Source organism: Streptomyces sp. NPDC017991 (assembly GCF_044328075.1).
Classification (GTDB): domain Bacteria; phylum Actinomycetota; class Actinomycetes; order Streptomycetales; family Streptomycetaceae; genus Streptomyces.
In genome coordinates, this window is the sequence record NZ_JBIRGP010000001.1 from 925,298 (window position 1) to 941,532 (window position 16,235).

Genomic DNA, 16,235 nt, shown 5'->3' on the forward strand with positions numbered 1-16,235 from the left:
TCCCGGTTCAGTCGCCGACGGGCTCGATCAGGGGGAGTTCGGCCCAGACCTGTTTGCCGCCGCTGACCGGGACGGTTCCCCAGGTGGCGGAGAGGGCCTCGACCAGCAGTATGCCGCGGCCTCCGGTGGCCTCCCAGCCGATGCTGGTGGGCTTGATGGGCGAGCGCGGTGAGGCGTCGGCGACGGCGACGCGCATGCGGTTGTTGATGAGGGTGAGGTCGAGGCGGACCTGGCCGTCGGTGTGGACCAGGGCGTTGGTGACGAGTTCGGAGACGATCAGGAGGATGGCGTCGGGCTCGTCCCTGACGCCCCAGGCGCGCAGGGCACGCCGGGTGAAGCGGCGGGCGTGCCGGACCGCCTCGGGGACCCGCCACACCGTCCAGCTCTCCCGCAGCGGCCTCAGGTCGAGGCCGTCGTAGCGCATGAGGAGCAGGGCCACGTCGTCGCCGCGGTTGGCGTCCGCGAGGAGGGCGTCCGCGACGAGTCCGAGGTGGGCGGGGTCGGCGGCGGCCAGTTGGCCGGCGAGCCGGTTCAGGCCGTCGTCCAGGTCCAGTTCGGAGGACTCGACCAGGCCGTCCGTGGTGAGGGCCACCACGGTGCCGGGCTGCAGCGGCAGCGGGCTCATCGGGAAGTCGGCCTGGGTGATGACCCCGAGGGGCGGCCCGCCCTCCGTGACGACGATGTCGGTGGTGCCGTCCGGGTGCCGCAGGACCGGCGGCAGATGCCCGGCCCGTACGCACCAGGCCGTGCCCTCCGCCATGTCCACGTCGACGTAGCAGCAGGTGGCGAAGAGGTCGGTCTCCATGCCCATGAGCAGCCGGTTGGCGTGCGAGACGACCACGTCCGGGGGGTGGCCCTCGACGGCGTACGCGCGCAGGGCGGTACGCATCTGGCCCATCAGGGTGGCGGCCTGGGCGTTGTGTCCCTGGACGTCGCCGATGACGAGGGCGACGTGGTTGTCGGGCAGCGGGATGACGTCGTACCAGTCGCCGCCGACCTCCAGGCCCGCCGTGGTGGGCAGATAACGGGCGACGGCCTCGGCGCCGGGCAGGGGCGGCAGTCGGCGCGGGAGGAGGGTGCGCTGGAGCATGCCGACGAGTTCGTGTTCGGCGTCGAAGGCGTGGGCGCGCATCAAGGCCTGGCCGGCCAGTCCGGCGGAGGCGGTGAGCAGGGCGCGCTCGTCGGGGCCGAAGTCGTGCGGGGCGTCCCAGCCGATGAGGCAGGCACCGGCCATCCGGCCGCCGGCCGGCAGGGGAAGGACGGCGAGGCCGCCGGGCCCGACATCGGCGAGCGCGGGCTCCAGCGGGGTACCGGCGGGCCAGATCGCCGCGCGGCCCTCGCGCAGGGCGGCCTCCAGGGTCGGCATGGTGCGCACGGGGGCGTCGGGCCAGTCCGAGCGCCACTCGGTGCGCCACACCTCGGGCCAGGCCTCCGGTTCCGGCGGGTCCAGGACGGTGACGACGAGGCGGTCGCCCTCCAGTTCGGCCAGCGCGATGCGGTCGGCGTTCAGGGGCCGGCGCAGGGCGTTGACGACCGCCTGGCCGACGTCGTGGACGGTGCCCGCGGTGGCGAGGGCGGCGGCGAGGCGCTGGACCCGGGCCACCTCGTTGCCGCCGGACCGCAGTTTCGAGGCGTCGGCGACGGTGCCCACCAGCCGGGACGGGCGCCCGTCGGCGGCGGGCAGCAGCCGGGCGCGCAGTCTCAGCCACCGCTGTTCGCCGGAGGGCTGGAGGATACGGAACTCCAGCTCCCGCTCGCCGATGGACATGTGGTCGGCCTCGACCACGGACATCAGTGTGGGCAGGTCCTCCGGCACGGTCATGCTGAGCAGGGTCTCGACCTTGCCGTCGAACTCGTCGGGCACGAGTCCGAACAGGACCAGCATCTCGTCGTCGACCTCGACCCGGCCGGAGTCCATGGCCAGGCTGAACGAGCTGCTGGGCAGCGCCTCGGGTTCGCCGGTGCCGGACGGGGGCGGGAAGGAGACCGCCTCGGCGAACAGCTCCAGGCACTTGCGGTCCTCGGTGTCGAAGCCGCCCGGGCTCTCGCTCACGGCCACCAGGCAGCCGCCGCCCCGTGCGTCGGGGGGCAGGGGCAGGGCCGCCAGCCAGTGGTCCCCCGCCGGCGTCGGCCGGGCGCCGGGGAGCACGGCGAGTTCCGCGGGGCCGAGCCACAGGGGCTGCCCGGCGCGGTAGGCGTCGGCCGCGGGTGAGCCGCCCGCGAGCGGATAGCTGTCGCGGACGCCGTACAGGGCCCGTGGGACGCCTGCGGACTCGATCAGGCACAGCTGGTCACCGCGGTCCCCCGGCGCGTACACGAGGGCGAGGGTCGCGCCGCCGTAGACGAGTGCCTGTTCGAGCACGCTCCGCAGCCGTTCGGGGGAGCCGAGGTCCGTGCGGAGCGCCTTGAGGGCAAGTTCGGCACGCAGCGTTCTCGTGCTGCGTCCCGCATCGCCCTCACTGACCACGTCCGTCATTACAACGCTTCCGGGACGCGGGCGCAGCCCCTGTGAACGTCACGAAGTGGGGTGGCGCCCCGGCCGGACGTGCGTGAGGCCCTTCCTACGGGCCCTTCGGCGGTGTCACGGAGAGTTTGCGGGGCCTGCCGGGGATACCGCCGACAGGGGTCACGCTGCGTAGAACGGCGCGCGGAACGGACAGAGGGGGCGCCCGGCAAAGGCGCGCACGGGCACCCTCGCCGTGCGGGAACCGCTCCCACGGGGGAGCCTTGACCTCTGGGCTCCTCCGTGCGGCCGAGGGAGGTGGTCGGTGTGTCCCATTGGCAGGCGTCCGGGCAGCCGTCCCGGGCCGCTCCGGCTCCGGTCGGCCGACCGTTGCTCTCCCTGACACTGGCCGCGCTCATGGACGACGTGCACGCGCACTCGGGCGCGGTGTACCTGCTGACCCCGGGCGAACCCGTGCTGGAGATGGCGGTGATGGCCGGGCTGCCCAGGGCGTTCGCGGCTCCCTGGGAGCGGCTGGGCCTGAGCGCGCCGGTCCCGGTGGCGGAGGCCGCGCGCCACCGGCGGCTCGTGTGGGTGGGCGGCGAGCAGGACATGGCCCGGCGCTATCCGCGGATCTCGGTGGTCCTGCCGTATCCGTTCGCGCTGGCCGCGCTGCCGGTGGCGACGGACCGGGCCACGTACGGGGCGATCTTCGTGACCTGGCCGGGCGCGCATCCCGGGGAGCTGTCGGACTGGGAGCGGGACCATCTGACGGCCGCCTGCGACCGGCTCGCGATGCGGCTGGAGCGCGCCCGCGAGACAGGCCGGCAGATCCGGCCCGAGCCCGACCTGCTCTCGCCGGCGCCCCTCGCGAGCGTGGCGGGGACGCTCGGCACGGTCGAGGCGTCGCGGATGGTGGCACGTCTGCCGTACGGGTTGTGCGCGCTGGATCTGCGGGGGCGGATCACCTTCGCCAACGCGGCGTCGGCCGAGCTGCTGGGGCTGCCGGTCAGCGCCCTGCTGGGCACCCAGCTGTGGGCGTCCGTGCCCTGGCTGAACGACCCGGTGTACGAGGACCGCTACCGTGCCGCTCTGCTCAGCCAGCAGGTGACGTCGTTCGTGGCGCTGCGGCCGCCCTCGGAGTGGCTGTCGTTCCGCCTCTACCCCAGTACGAACGGGCTGAGCGTGCGCATCACCCGGGCCCGGGCCGTGGCGCGGGAGGGCCGTGCGGCATTCCAGCACGGGGAGACCGGTACCCGCCTCGTCTCCATCTCGCAGGTGCTGAGCCTGGCCGGGGCGCTCACGCAGGCGGTGGGTGTGCAGGACGTGGTCCAGCTGGTCGCCGACGAGATCGCGCCCGCCGTCGGCAGCCAGGGGCTGGTGATGCTCGGCTCGGAGGCGGGCCGGCTGCATGTCCTGGGACAGCGCGGCTACCCGGACCCGCGGGAGCTGGAACGGTTCGACGGGATGCAGCTCAGCGAGCCCTCGCCGGGCACGCACGCCCTGGTGAGCGGTGTGCCGGCCTTCTTCGCCTCCGGCCAGGAGCTGGCGCGTCTCTATCCGGACCAGCGGCCGGCCGGTGACATGGCGGCCTGGGCGTATCTGCCGCTCATCGCGTCCGGACGGCCGGTCGGCACCTGCGTCCTCGCGTACGCGGCGCCCCATCCGTTCCCGGCCGACGAGCGTGCCGTGCTGACCAGTCTCAGCGGGCTCGTCGCGCAGGCGCTCGACCGGGCCCGCCTGTACGACGCCAAGCACAAGCTGGCACACGGCCTGCAGGCCGCGCTGCTGCCCCACTCGCTGCCGTCGCTGCCCGGCATCGAGGCGGCGGCCCGCTATCTGCCCGCCACCCAGGGCATGGAGATCGGCGGGGACTTCTACGACCTGGTTCCGACGGGCGCGCAGGAGACGGCGGAGGCCGCCGCGGTGATCGGGGACGTGCAGGGGCACAACGTCACCGCGGCGGGCCTGATGGGACAGATCCGTACCGCCGTACGCGCCTACACGACCGTGGGCCAGTCGCCGGGTGAGGTCATGAGCAGCACCAACCGGCTGCTGATCGACCTGGGCACCGAGCTGTTCGCGAGCTGTGTCTATCTGCGCCTGGACCCGGCGCACGGGCAGCTGGTGATGGCCCGCGCGGGGCACCCGCCGCCCCTTCTGAGGAGGCCGGACGGCAAGGTGCGGGTGCTCGACCTGGCGGGCGGTCCGCTGCTGGGCATCGACGCGGACGCCGTCTACCCGACGACCGACGTGGCGCTGCCGCCCGGCTCGCTGCTCGCCCTCTACACCGACGGGCTGATCGAGTCCCGCGGCGTCGACATCGAGGACGCGCTGGCGGGCCTCGCGGAACTCCTCGCCGAGATCGGCGACCGCCCCCTGGACGAGGTGGCGGACAGCCTCGTCCACCACAGCGGCACGGCGGACCAACGCCTGGACGATGTGGCCCTGCTCCTCCTCCGGGCGAAGCCCACCCCATGAGGGGCACGGGGAACTGCGCGACCGGCCCCCACCGGCCCGCAGACGACGCGACGTGCCCCGCGCAGTGCCCCCCCAGGGGCGCGGGGAACTGCGCGACCAGCCACGACGCGCCCGCGGACACCGAACCGCCCGGACCCCCGTACACCCGTAGGAGCCGGCTGTACCCCCGTAGGAGCCGGCCGTACGCAACACGGAGCGGCCCGATCCTCCCGCCGGAGGACCGGGCCGCTCCGAACGGCACCGCTACTGACCCACGGTCAACTCACTGGTCGTGAGCCGAACCGTCGTCCGCAACGTCGCCCGCCTGGTCACCGGCATCGCCGGCCTGCTCCTCGCCACCGACGGCTTCGCCGCCGACCGCGGCACCACCGGCACCGGCTTCCTCACCGGCGCCCGCTTCTTCACCCGCACCGGCCTCTTCACCGGCGCCCGCCTCTTCCCCGGCGCCCGCTTCCTCACCGGCGCCGGCCTCTTCGCCGGCGCCGAGCGTCGCGCCCACCGCCGTCAGCGCAGTGGTCACCGGCTGGAAGAAGGTCTCGCCGCCGACCGTGCAGTCACCGCTGCCGCCCGAGGTCAGGCCGATCGCGCTGCCCTCCGCGGTGAACAGCGAGCCGCCGCTGTCGCCGGGCTCGGCACAGACGTTGGTCTGGATGAGGCCGGTGACCGTGCCCTCCGGATAGTTCACGGTGGCGTCGAGGCCCGTGACCTCACCGTCGTTGAGACCGGTGGTGCTGCCCATCCGGATGACCGTCTCGCCGACCGCGGCATCCGCCGCGGCCAGGATCTCCACGGTCTGCTCGCCGGTGTTCACCGTGCTGGGAGCCACGGTCGCCGGGTCGTCGTACTTGACCAGGGCGAAGTCACCGGCACCGGGGAACGTGGCCGTCTCGACCGTGCCGATCGGCGCGCCGTCCTGCGCGTCCGACCACTCGGCGGCGGCGACACCGCAGTGGCCCGCGGTCAGGAAGGCCGGGCTGCCGTCGTCGGCGACGACGTTGAAACCGAGCGAACAGCGCGCGCCGCCGCCGAAGATGGCGTCGCCGCCCTCGACGAACGTCTTGAACTCACCGGCGGACTTCTTGATGGTCGCCACGCCCGCGCCGAGCGTCTGGACGGTCGACTCCAGCTGGTCCCACTTCGCACCTGTGACGGTGCTGTCGGCGGTCACCTGGATCTTGTTCGTCCGCGGGTCGACGGCCCAGGAGGTGCCGGGGATGGTCGCGTCGGCCTTCAGCGTCTGCGACGCCGTCTTGAGTTCGGCGGTGCTGTTCTCGACCTGGCGGACCACCGCGCCCTTCTTCTCCGCCAGGATGATGTTGTTGTTGTCGCCCACGACGTTGATGATGAGCTGCTGCTTGCCGGAGTCGTAATACCCACCGGCATAGTCTTCACCGAGCAGTTCGGCCAGTTGAGAGGCGAGGTCAGACGCGTCCGCGGCCTTCAGCGTTCTGGGGGCGGCACCTTCCGTCGCATCGGTCTGGGACGCCATCGCGTTGGGCAGGATGAGTGCCGCCGCGCCGAGCGCGACCACGCCTCCTGCGGCTATGACGGCCTTGCGCTTCGGTATCCGCTTGTGACTCAACTTCTTGACCTCCTGGGGACTGGGGGTCCGAGCCGCCGGATGACGGCTGACTGCGGGCGCCTGGATGGCTGTTGATACGCAGGCGGCACGTGGGGCGTTCAACGCTCTCGCGCAACTTCCTTTGCGAAAGCGCGAATCGGCCGCGCCGGAGGCACGGGCCCCGGTGGCGGGGACCAACGCCCCAGGACGCTGACCACCACAGATGCGGACCGGCTCCCCAGGGACGGCGTCGCCCCCTCCGCGCTCGAATCTTTCGGCGACACGGGAGCGCCCCGAACGACGCCTTGATCGACGCCTTGATCGGGGCCTTGATCAGGGCTCCGCGGGTGAAAGCGCGAAAGTGACCGGAATACGGCCACATGGCCCTCCGGCCGCGCCGGTTCATTCGGGCGCATTCGGGCCCGTTCCCGTGACGTCACAGGAAATCCGACACCCTCAATACATCCCCGGGGATCCCCCCATTGGTCCCCCATTGGAACTCTGTGTCCCATAGACCTACCTTCGATACATGTCGAAGATTCTTTTCGTAGTGACCGGTGCCGATTTCTGGACTCTCGCGGACGGCACGAAGCACCCGACCGGATTCTGGGCGGAAGAGGCCGTCGCTCCGTACGAGGCCTTCAAGGCCGCCGGCCACGAGATCGTCGTGGCCACCCCGGGCGGTGTCACACCGACCGTGGACAAGGGCAGCCTGGCCCCCGAACTGAACGGCGGACAGGAGGGCGCGGCCAGGGTCGCCGCCACCCTCGCCTCGTTCGACGAGCTGCGGCGTCCGATCCGCCTGGCGGACGTGGACCTCGACGCGTACGCGGCCGTCTACTACCCCGGCGGCCACGGACCCATGGAGGACCTCGCGGTCGACGCCGACTCGGGACGCCTCCTCACCCGCGCCCTGGACTCGGGGAAGCCGCTCGGTGTGGTCTGCCACGCCCCGTCCGCGCTGCTGGCCGCCGACAGGGAGGACGGCGGCAACGCCTTCGCCGGCTACCGCCTGACGGGGTTCACCAACATCGAGGAGACCGAGGCCGGGTTCGCGGACAAGGCCAAGTGGCTGCTCCAGGACCGCCTGGTGGAGATCGGCGCCGACTTCCAGGAGGGCGAACCGTGGGCCCCGTACGTGGTCGTCGACCGCAACCTCGTCACCTGCCAGAACCCCGCCTCCTCCGCGCCGCTCGCGGCCGAGCTCCTCAGGAAACTCGACCGATGACAGAACGGTCACTTTCAGTGATCGATCGGTGACGGAAAGCCCATCGGCCGGATCGGAATCCTGGCTTCAGCAAATCTGCACATCGAATACGCAGTGGAGTCACGGCACGCGGCGAATCCGCACAACGGATCGCCGCGTGCCGCGTCATTGGCGAGGTGTGCCCGATTCAGGTTCCGCCTTGTGTTGCCGAGATGTGGATGACCCCCGGGGTCATGTGAAGAAGTCGCCACCACGCGGTGCGCAGGCCTGCACGGTTGAACCGATCCGGCTCGAAAATGCCCAGATCGCATGGCCCGTTGATTGGATGAGCGACGCGGCACCGTGCTTTGATCCATTGCACCGCGGGGGCCGCTCTTCGGATTTCGGTTTCGGCATCCGGGCGCTCGCGGTCGCGGCCGACCATCTGTCCCCAGAGGGGGCCGCTCCCCCCTTGTGAATATCAATAGGAAGGGAAGTTCATCATGAACTCCACCCCCCAGGTCCAGACCGCCGAGATCTCCGACGCCGACCTCGACAACGTCTCGGGTGGCCTCGCGCTGAACGCCGTCAGCACCGTCACCGGTGTGGTCGACGGCATCGCCCCGGTCTCCGGCCTGGTCGACACCGTCGTGGGCACCGTCGAGGGCGCGACCGGCCTGAACACCGCCCCGGTCACCGGCCTGGTCGCCGGTCTCTGATCACTTCTGTGATCGCTTAGCGTGCCGTGAGTCCCGGAACCGTTCCCCGGTTCCGGGACTCACGGGTTCTGCCCCTTTCTTTTGTTCTCCGGCTCGGTTCGCCTTCGGGACGCGCCATCAGTCACTCGCAGGTGAGAATTCCGTGCAGTTCCGCCAACAGGCCCTCGCCAAACTGCAGTCGCCCGAGGAGCTCGACCTGCCGGTGCGCTTCGCCCGCCCCCAGGGCTGGCTCGTGCTGTGCGTGACGGTCGCCGTCATGGCGGCCGCGTCGGTCTGGGCCGTGACGGGCTCCGTGGCGTCCACGGTGAGCGCGCCCGCCATCCTCACGCACGGGCAGGGCAGTTACCTCCTGCAAAGCCCTGTCTCCGGCCAGGTCACCGCGGTCCTCACCGAGCAGGGCCGCCGGATCAGGGCGAACGCCCCCGTCCTCAAGGTCCGTACGGCCAAGGGCGAGACGGTCGTACGCAGCGTCGCCGCCGGCCGGGTCTCCGGGCTCGCCGCGACGATCGGCGCGATCATCAGCACCGGCACGAACGTCGCCGCGGTGGAGAAGGTCGCCGACGCCGACGACCCCCTGTACGCGACGGTGTACGTGCCCGCCGAGAACGCCGCGACGATCCCCGCGAACGCCGCCGTCGACCTGACCGTCCAGTCCGTGCCGACCCAGGAGTACGGGGTGCTGCGCGGCCATGTGAAGTCGGTCGACCGGGCCGCCCAGTCACCGCAGCAGATCGCCGCCTTCCTCGGCGACAGCCAGCTGGGCGAGCAGTTCACCAAGAAGGGCAGGCCGGTGGCCGTCCTCGTCCGGCTCGACACCTCGTCCGGCACGGAGTCCGGCTACAAGTGGTCGTCCGCGCAGGGACCGCCGTTCCGGCTCGACTCCATGGCCATGGCGTCCGGCTCGATCCGCCTGGACGACCAGCGCCCGATCGATTGGCTGCTGCCGTGACCGCGCCCCAGGACACCTCGTCCGCCACGCACACCACCGGAGCCGAACTGCCGCCGCCCGTACGGGGCCGACGCCGCTCGGCGCCGCCGAAGCGCAAGGTCCCCAAGGGCCGGGGCGGACGGGCCCGTACGCCCACCGTCCTCCAGATGGAGGCCGTGGAGTGCGGTGCCGCCTCCCTCGCGATGGTCCTCGCCCACCACGGGCGGCACATCCCGCTGGAGGAACTGCGCATCGCCTGCGGTGTCTCGCGAGACGGCTCGCGGGCCAGCAACCTGCTGAAGGCGGCCCGCAGTTACGGCCTGACGGCCAAGGGCATGCAGATGGACACGGCCGCGCTCGCCGAGGTGCAGGCGCCGGCGATCCTGTTCTGGGAGTTCAACCACTACGTCGTCCTCGACGGGATCGGACGCCGGCTGGGCCGGCGCGGGGTACACGTCAACGACCCTGCCAAGGGCCGGCGTTTCCTCTCCATGGAGGACTTCGACACCGGTTTCACGGGGGTCGTGCTCGTCCTGGAACCGGGTCCGGACTTCGAGAAGGGCGGCCGCAGGCCCGGCGTCATGGGCGCGATGCCCGCCCGGCTGCGCGGCACCTCGGGCACCATGCCCGCAGCCGTGCTGGCCAGCCTGCTGCTGGTGGCGGTCGGCGCCGCCGTGCCCGCGCTCAGCCGTACGTACATCGACATGTTCCTGATCGGCGGACAGACCTCGCTGCTCGGGGTGCTGTTCGCGTCGATGGGCGCGAGTGTGCTGCTGACGGTGGTACTGACCTGGCTGCAGCAGGCGAACCTGCTGCGCGGCCGGCTGATCTCCTCGACGCTCAGCAGCGCCAAGTTCCTCCGGCATCTGCTGCGGCTGCCGGTCACGTTCTTCTCCCAGCGCAGCCCGGCCGACCTCGTGCAGCGGCTCCAGTCCAACGACGCGGTGGCCGAGACACTGGCCCGGGACCTCGCGGCGGCGGGCGTGGACGCGGTCGTCGTGGTCCTGTACGCCGTACTGCTCTACACCTACGATCCGCAGCTCACGGCGGTGGGCGTCGGGGTCGCCCTGCTCAACGTGGTGGCGATGCGGGTCGTGATCCGGCTGCGGGCGACGCGCACGGCGAAGCTGCGGGCCGACAGCGCGCGGCTGACCAACACGGCCTACACCGGACTCCAGTTGATCGAGACGATGAAGGCGACCGGCGGCGAGGACGGCTACTTCCGCAAGTGGGCGGGGCAGCACGCCACCACGCTGGAGGAGCAGCAGCGCCTCGGCGTGCCGAGCGCCTGGCTGGGGGTCGTGGCGCCGACGCTCGCGACCCTCAACAGCGCCCTGATCCTGTGGATCGGCGGGATGCGGGCCGTGGAGGGACACATCTCCGTCGGGCTGCTCGTCGCGTTCCAGGCACTGGTGACCCGCTTCACCGCGCCGATCACCCGTCTCAACGGTGTGGCGGGCCGCATCCAGGACTTCGCGGCCGACGTGGCACGGCTGAAGGACGTCGAGAACTTCGCCGCCGACCCGCTCTACTCGCGGCGCGGCGCGAACGACAGCACCCGCAGGCTGCAGGGCCATGTGGAGCTGGAGAACATCACCTTCGGCTACAGCCCGCTCGACAAGCCGCTGCTGTCCGGGTTCTCACTGACGGTCGGCCCGGGCCGGCAGGTGGCCCTGGTCGGCGGTTCCGGCAGCGGCAAGTCGACGGTGTCCAGGCTGATCTCGGGCCTGTACGCGCCCTGGGAGGGGGTGATCCGGATCGACGGACAGTGGCTGGAGGACATCCCGCGCGGCGCGCTCGCGTCCTCCGTCTCCTTCGTCGACCAGGACGTGTTCCTCTTCGAGGGCACGGTCCGCGACAACATCGCCCTGTGGGACCCGTCGGTCCCGGACGAGGCGGTGGTCGAAGCGCTGCGGGACGCGGCGCTGTACGACGTGGTGACGCGCCGCCCGGGCGGCATCCAGAGCCGGGTCGAGCAGGACGGGCGCAACTTCTCCGGCGGGCAACGGCAACGCCTGGAGATCGCGCGGGCGCTGGTCCGCAGGCCCAGCATCCTGGTGCTCGACGAGGTGACGAGCGCGCTGGACGCCGAGACCGAGCAGGTCGTGATGGACAACCTGCGCAGGCGCGGCTGTGCCTGCGTGGTCATCGCGCACCGGCTCAGCACCGTGCGCGACAGCGACGAGATCGTGGTGCTCCAGCACGGCACGGTCGTGGAACGCGGGCGCCACGACGCCCTGGTGGCGGCCGGCGGCGCGTACGCCGACCTGGTCAGGGAGCGATGAGATGACGTCCGCGTACCCGCAGAACGAGTACCAGCAGCACGAGTACCAGCAGAACGCGTACCCGCAGAACGAACAGCAGCAGCCCGCCGGGCGGTATCAGCCGCCCGAGCAGTACGGACAGCCCGGCGCCGAGGGCGACTACGTGCTCACCGCGCTCGGGGGCATGGGCGTCCCGGTCGACGGCTCGGGCCTGAACCGCCTGGACCTCGAAGGACCGCACGTCCTGTGGCTCGTCGCGGCCGGGGCCATGGACCTGTTCGCCGTGGACGCGGCCCAGCAGGGCCACTGGCACCACCTCGGCCGTCTCGAAACGGGCTCGCTGCTGCTCGGTCCGGTCGCCGGACCCCAGCACACGCTCGTCGGCCGGCCCCTGCGCGAGTGCGTCCTGCGCCGTATCGAGCTGCGCGAGCTGCACCGGCCGCCGCAGACGGAGACCTGGACGTACGACGCGTACGGCACCCCGCAGTACGTACCTCCGTCGACCAGCCCCCTGGAGTACGCCCTCTCCCTCGGTGTCGGCCGGGGCCTCGCCATCCTCTTCGAGGCGCCGCTCGCGACCGAGCGGGGCGCGGCCCTCACCGACGACGACATCCTGTGGACGCAGGTACCGCCGGGGAGTGTGCGGTACGGCTCCCTGTACGGCGCCGAGGCCGCGGCGGACCTGCTGGTCGACCCGGCGATGTGGCAGACGATGGTCGACCAGCAGTACCGGCTGCTGGCGACGCTCGACCGCTGGATCGAGCAGCTGGAGCGCACCCACGAGACGCGGACGGCCGCGGGCATCAAGGCGGGCGAGGCGGTCCGCGCGCAGGCCGACCGCACACTGCTCGCCTCCATATCCAAGCGCTCGGGCCGAGGTCCCGGCGGGGCAGACGCGGATGCCACGTACGCGGCGTGCGGGCTCGTCGCCCGCGCGGCCGGGATCACCCTCGCCGACCCCGCGCAGGGCGGCTCGGAGAGCGACCGTCTCGACCCGGTGGAGCGGATCGCGCTGGCGTCCCGCGTCCGGGCGCGTGCCGTCCGTCTCGACGGGCGCTGGTGGCACGACAACGTCGGCCCTCTCGTCGGACACCGGGTCGCCTCGGGCGCGCCGACCGCCCTGCTGTGGCGGCGCGGCGGTTATGTGGCGGTGCATCCTTCGAGCGGCCGGGAGACGCCGGTGGAGAAGGCGAACGCGGCGGAGTTCGAGCCGCGTGCGGTGATGTTCTACCGGCCGCTGCCCGACCGGGGACTGACCCCCCTGCGGCTCCTGCGGTTCAGCCTCCGGGGCACCGGTGGGGACATGCGCAATCTCGCGCTCAGCGGTCTGGTGACGGTGGCGCTCGGCGCGCTGGTGCCGGTCGCGACCGGCAAGGTGCTGGGCGAGTTCGTGCCGAAGGCGCAGGAGAGCCTGATCGTCCAGATCTGTCTGGCCATCATGATCGCCGGTGTGGTGTCGTCGGCGTTCATGCTGATGCAGAACCTCACCATGCTGCGTCTGGAGGGCCGGATCGAGGCCACGCTCCAGCCGGCCGTGTGGGACCGGCTGCTGCGGCTGCCCACGAAGTTCTTCACCTCGCGCTCCACCGGTGAACTGGCCAGTGCGGCCATGGGCATCAGCGCCATCCGCCGCATGATGGCGGGCCTGGGCCCGGTGGTGGTCCAGTCGGTCACGGTCGGCGCGATGAATCTCGGGCTGCTGTTCTGGTTCAGCGTTCCGATGGCGCTCGCCGCGATCGGCATGCTCGTGGTGATCGCCGGGGTGTTCCTCGGGCTCGGGCTGTGGCAGGTGCGCTGGCAGCGCCGGCTGATCGTGCTGAGCAACAAGCTCAACAACCAGGCCTTCCAGACCCTGCGCGGGCTGCCGAAGCTGCGGGTCGCGGCGGCGGAGAACTACGCGTACGCGGCCTGGGCGGGCGAGTTCGCCCGCAGCCGTGAACTCCAGCAGCGGGTGGGCCGGATCAAGAACCTGACGACCGTGCTGGGCTCGGTGTACCTGCCGCTCTGCTCGCTCATCATGTTCATGCTGCTGGCGGGACCGGCTCGCGGAACGCTGTCGGCCGCCGCCTTCCTCACCTTCAACACCTCGATGACCATGCTGCTGACCTCGGTCACCCAGCTGACGGGCTCCTTCGTCTCGATGGTGGCCGCGCTGCCGATGTTCGAGGAGATCAAGCCGGTTCTCGACGCCGAGCCGGAGGTGCGGGTGGCGAGCACGCGCCCCGCCGAGCTGTCCGGGGCCATCGAGGCGAAGAAGCTGTCCTTCCGGTACACCGACGACGGGCCGCTGGTCCTGGACGACCTGTCCTTCGCGATCCGGCCCGGCGAGTTCGTGGCGGTCGTCGGCCCCAGCGGCTGCGGCAAGTCCACGCTGCTGCGGCTGCTCATCGGCTTCGACAAGCCGGTCGCGGGCAGTGTGCTGTACGACGGCCAGGACCTGGCCGCCCTCGACCAGTCGGCCGTCCGCCGCCAGTGCGGTGTCGTGCTCCAGCACGCGCAGCCGTTCACCGGCTCGATCCTGGACGTCATCTGCGGAACGGAGCCCTACACGCCCGAGGAGGCGATGGCCGCCGCGGAGATGGCGGGGCTCGCCGACGACATCAGGCGTATGCCGATGGGTCTGCACACGATCGTCTCCGGCAGCGGCGCGGTCTCCGGCGGCCAGCGCCAGCGGCTGATGATCGCCCAGGCCCTGATCCGCCGTCCGCGCATCCTGTTCTTCGACGAGGCGACCAGCGCGCTCGACAACGAGACCCAGCGCACGGTCATCGAGAGCACCCGCGCGCTCAACGCGACCCGCGTGGTGATCGCGCACCGGCTGTCCACCGTGATGGACGCGGACCGCGTCATCGTGATGGAGGACGGCCGGATCGCCCAGCAGGGTACGCCCGCGCAACTCCTCGCGGACACGGGCGGCCGGCTGCACGAGCTGGTGCGGCGGCAGATGCGGTAGGTCTCGGGACCGCTCGTCCGGACCCGGGCCAGGCCGCCGGGGTCGACCGCCGCGCGTGTGACGTCCGTCTCGCTAGCGAAACTTTGTCGTTTCGATGAAAGTGGTCTAGCCTCGAAGAGTACGAAACAGTTTCGTTTACGTACTTCCAGTGCCGAGCGAACTTTCCCTGGAGTGCTCCCATGCCCAAGACACAGACCCTGTCCGAGGACGCCCGCAAGGGCGCCCCGGACGCACCCGGCGCGGCGCGCCCGGCGAACCGGTGGTGGATCCTTGCGATCATCGGTATCGCGCAGCTGATGGTGGTGCTGGACGCCACCATCGTGAACATCGCGCTGCCGTCGGCGCAGGCGGACCTCGGGTTCACCGACGGCAACCGCCAGTGGATCGTCACGGCGTACGCGCTCGCCTTCGCCTCACTGCTTCTGCTGGGCGGCCGGATCGCCGACCTCTTCGGACGCAAGCCCGCCTTCCTCATCGGTGTCGCGGGATTCGCCGGAGCCTCCGTGCTCGGCGGCGCGGCCAACAGCTTCGGGATGCTGGTCGTCGCGCGCGCCCTCCAGGGTGTCTTCGGCGCCCTCCTCGCACCCGCCGCGCTCTCCCTGCTGAACACGACGTTCACCGACGCCAAGGAACGCGCCAAGGCGTTCAGCGTGTACGGCGCGATCGCCGGTGCTGGTGGCGCGCTCGGGCTGCTGCTCGGCGGTGTGCTGACCGACGCGCTGGACTGGCGCTGGACGCTGTACGTCAACGTCGTCTTCGCCATCGCCGCGTTCGTGGGCGGCTGGATCCTGCTGAACAACCACCGTGACGCCGCGAACTCCAGGCTCGACCTGCCGGGCGCGCTGCTGGTCTCCGCCGGTCTCTTCTCCGTGGTGTACGGCTTCTCCAACGCCGAGACCCACGACTGGGGCTCCGCACTGACCTGGGGCTTCCTGGTGGCGGGCGGCGTTCTCCTGGCGGTGTTCGGCTGGTGGCAGACCCGTGCCGCGCACCCGCTGCTGCCGATGCGCGTCCTGCTGGACCGCACCCGCGCGGCCTCGTTCATCGCCGTCCTGGTGACCGGTGCGGGCATGTTCGGTGTCTTCCTCTTCCTCACCTACTACCTGCAGCTGAACCTGGGCTTCAGCCCGACGAAGACCGGTGTGGCCTTCCTGCCGATGATGGCCGCCCTGATGGTCATGGCCCAGGTGTCCACGACGATCCTGGTGCCGCGGATCGGACCGAAGACCGTCATCCCGGCGGGCTTCGCGCTTGCCGCGGGGGCGATGGTCTGGCTGACCGCCATCGACGTCGACTCCGCCTTCTCGACCGCCGTGCTGCCGCCGCTGCTGCTGATGGGCGCGGGGCTCGGCATCGTGATGCCGCCCGCGATGGCCCTGGCCACGAGTGGGGTCGCGGCGGAGGACGCGGGGGTGGCCTCGGCCACGGTCAACACCATGCAGCAGGTGGGCGGTTCCATCGGTACCGCGCTCCTCAACACGCTCGCCGCGAGCGCCGCGACCAGCTTCCTGGTCGGCAAGGACGCGACCGATCCGCTGGTGCGGGCGCAGTCCTCGATCGAGAGCTACACCACCGCGTTCTGGTGGTCGGCGGGGTTCTTCGCGGCGGGGGCGCTGGTTACGTTCCTGCTGTTCCGTCCCGGGGTTCCGGAGCAGGATCCTGACGCTGCGCCGGTCGTCCACATGTGACGCGTTCGCGTC

9 protein-coding genes are annotated in these 16,235 nt (G+C 71.5%); 7 read left to right on the plus strand and 2 right to left on the minus strand.

Annotation, left to right across the window (positions count from 1 at the left end):
• Nucleotides 1–7 precede the first annotated feature (7 nt).
• Complete coding sequence (locus ACH4DZ_RS04025; RefSeq protein ID WP_398285320.1) at nt 8–2,476, minus strand: SpoIIE family protein phosphatase; 2,469 nt, start codon at nt 2,474–2,476, stop codon at nt 8–10.
• 285 nt (nt 2,477–2,761) lie between these two features.
• Here ACH4DZ_RS04025 and ACH4DZ_RS04030 point away from each other — a divergent pair, with 285 nt between their 5' ends.
• Nucleotides 2,762–4,924, plus strand: coding sequence for a SpoIIE family protein phosphatase (locus ACH4DZ_RS04030; RefSeq protein ID WP_398285321.1), 2,163 nt, complete (start codon nt 2,762–2,764; stop codon nt 4,922–4,924).
• Between the two features lie 262 nt (nt 4,925–5,186).
• On the opposite strand, the gene ACH4DZ_RS04035 is transcribed toward ACH4DZ_RS04030, so the two are convergent.
• On the minus strand, nt 5,187–6,506 hold the full coding sequence (locus tag ACH4DZ_RS04035) for a S1 family peptidase (protein ID WP_398285322.1): 1,320 nt from the start codon (nt 6,504–6,506) through the stop codon (nt 5,187–5,189).
• A 508-nt stretch (nt 6,507–7,014) separates the two neighbouring features.
• Between ACH4DZ_RS04035 and ACH4DZ_RS04040 the strand changes: the two genes are divergently transcribed.
• From ACH4DZ_RS04040 to ACH4DZ_RS04065, 6 genes are all read left to right on the plus strand, one after another.
• Complete coding sequence (locus ACH4DZ_RS04040) at nt 7,015–7,713, plus strand: type 1 glutamine amidotransferase domain-containing protein (RefSeq protein ID WP_398285323.1); 699 nt, start codon at nt 7,015–7,017, stop codon at nt 7,711–7,713.
• Between the two features lie 461 nt (nt 7,714–8,174).
• Nucleotides 8,175–8,390, plus strand: coding sequence for a type A2 lantipeptide (locus ACH4DZ_RS04045; protein WP_398285324.1), 216 nt, complete (start codon nt 8,175–8,177; stop codon nt 8,388–8,390).
• A gap of 142 nt (nt 8,391–8,532) precedes the next feature.
• A complete protein-coding gene (locus tag ACH4DZ_RS04050; protein ID WP_398285325.1) occupies nt 8,533–9,339 on the plus strand; it encodes an HlyD family efflux transporter periplasmic adaptor subunit in 807 nt (268 codons plus the stop codon).
• A gap of 47 nt (nt 9,340–9,386) precedes the next feature.
• Nucleotides 9,387–11,603, plus strand: coding sequence for an NHLP family bacteriocin export ABC transporter peptidase/permease/ATPase subunit (locus ACH4DZ_RS04055; protein WP_398285469.1), 2,217 nt, complete (start codon nt 9,387–9,389; stop codon nt 11,601–11,603).
• 163 nt (nt 11,604–11,766) lie between these two features.
• On the plus strand, nt 11,767–14,535 hold the full coding sequence (locus tag ACH4DZ_RS04060; RefSeq protein WP_398285470.1) for an NHLP bacteriocin export ABC transporter permease/ATPase subunit: 2,769 nt from the start codon (nt 11,767–11,769) through the stop codon (nt 14,533–14,535).
• A 179-nt stretch (nt 14,536–14,714) separates the two neighbouring features.
• Nucleotides 14,715–16,223, plus strand: a complete 1,509-nt coding sequence (locus tag ACH4DZ_RS04065; protein ID WP_398285326.1) for an MFS transporter — start codon at nt 14,715–14,717, stop codon at nt 16,221–16,223.
• The last annotated feature ends 12 nt before the right edge of the window (nt 16,224–16,235 follow it).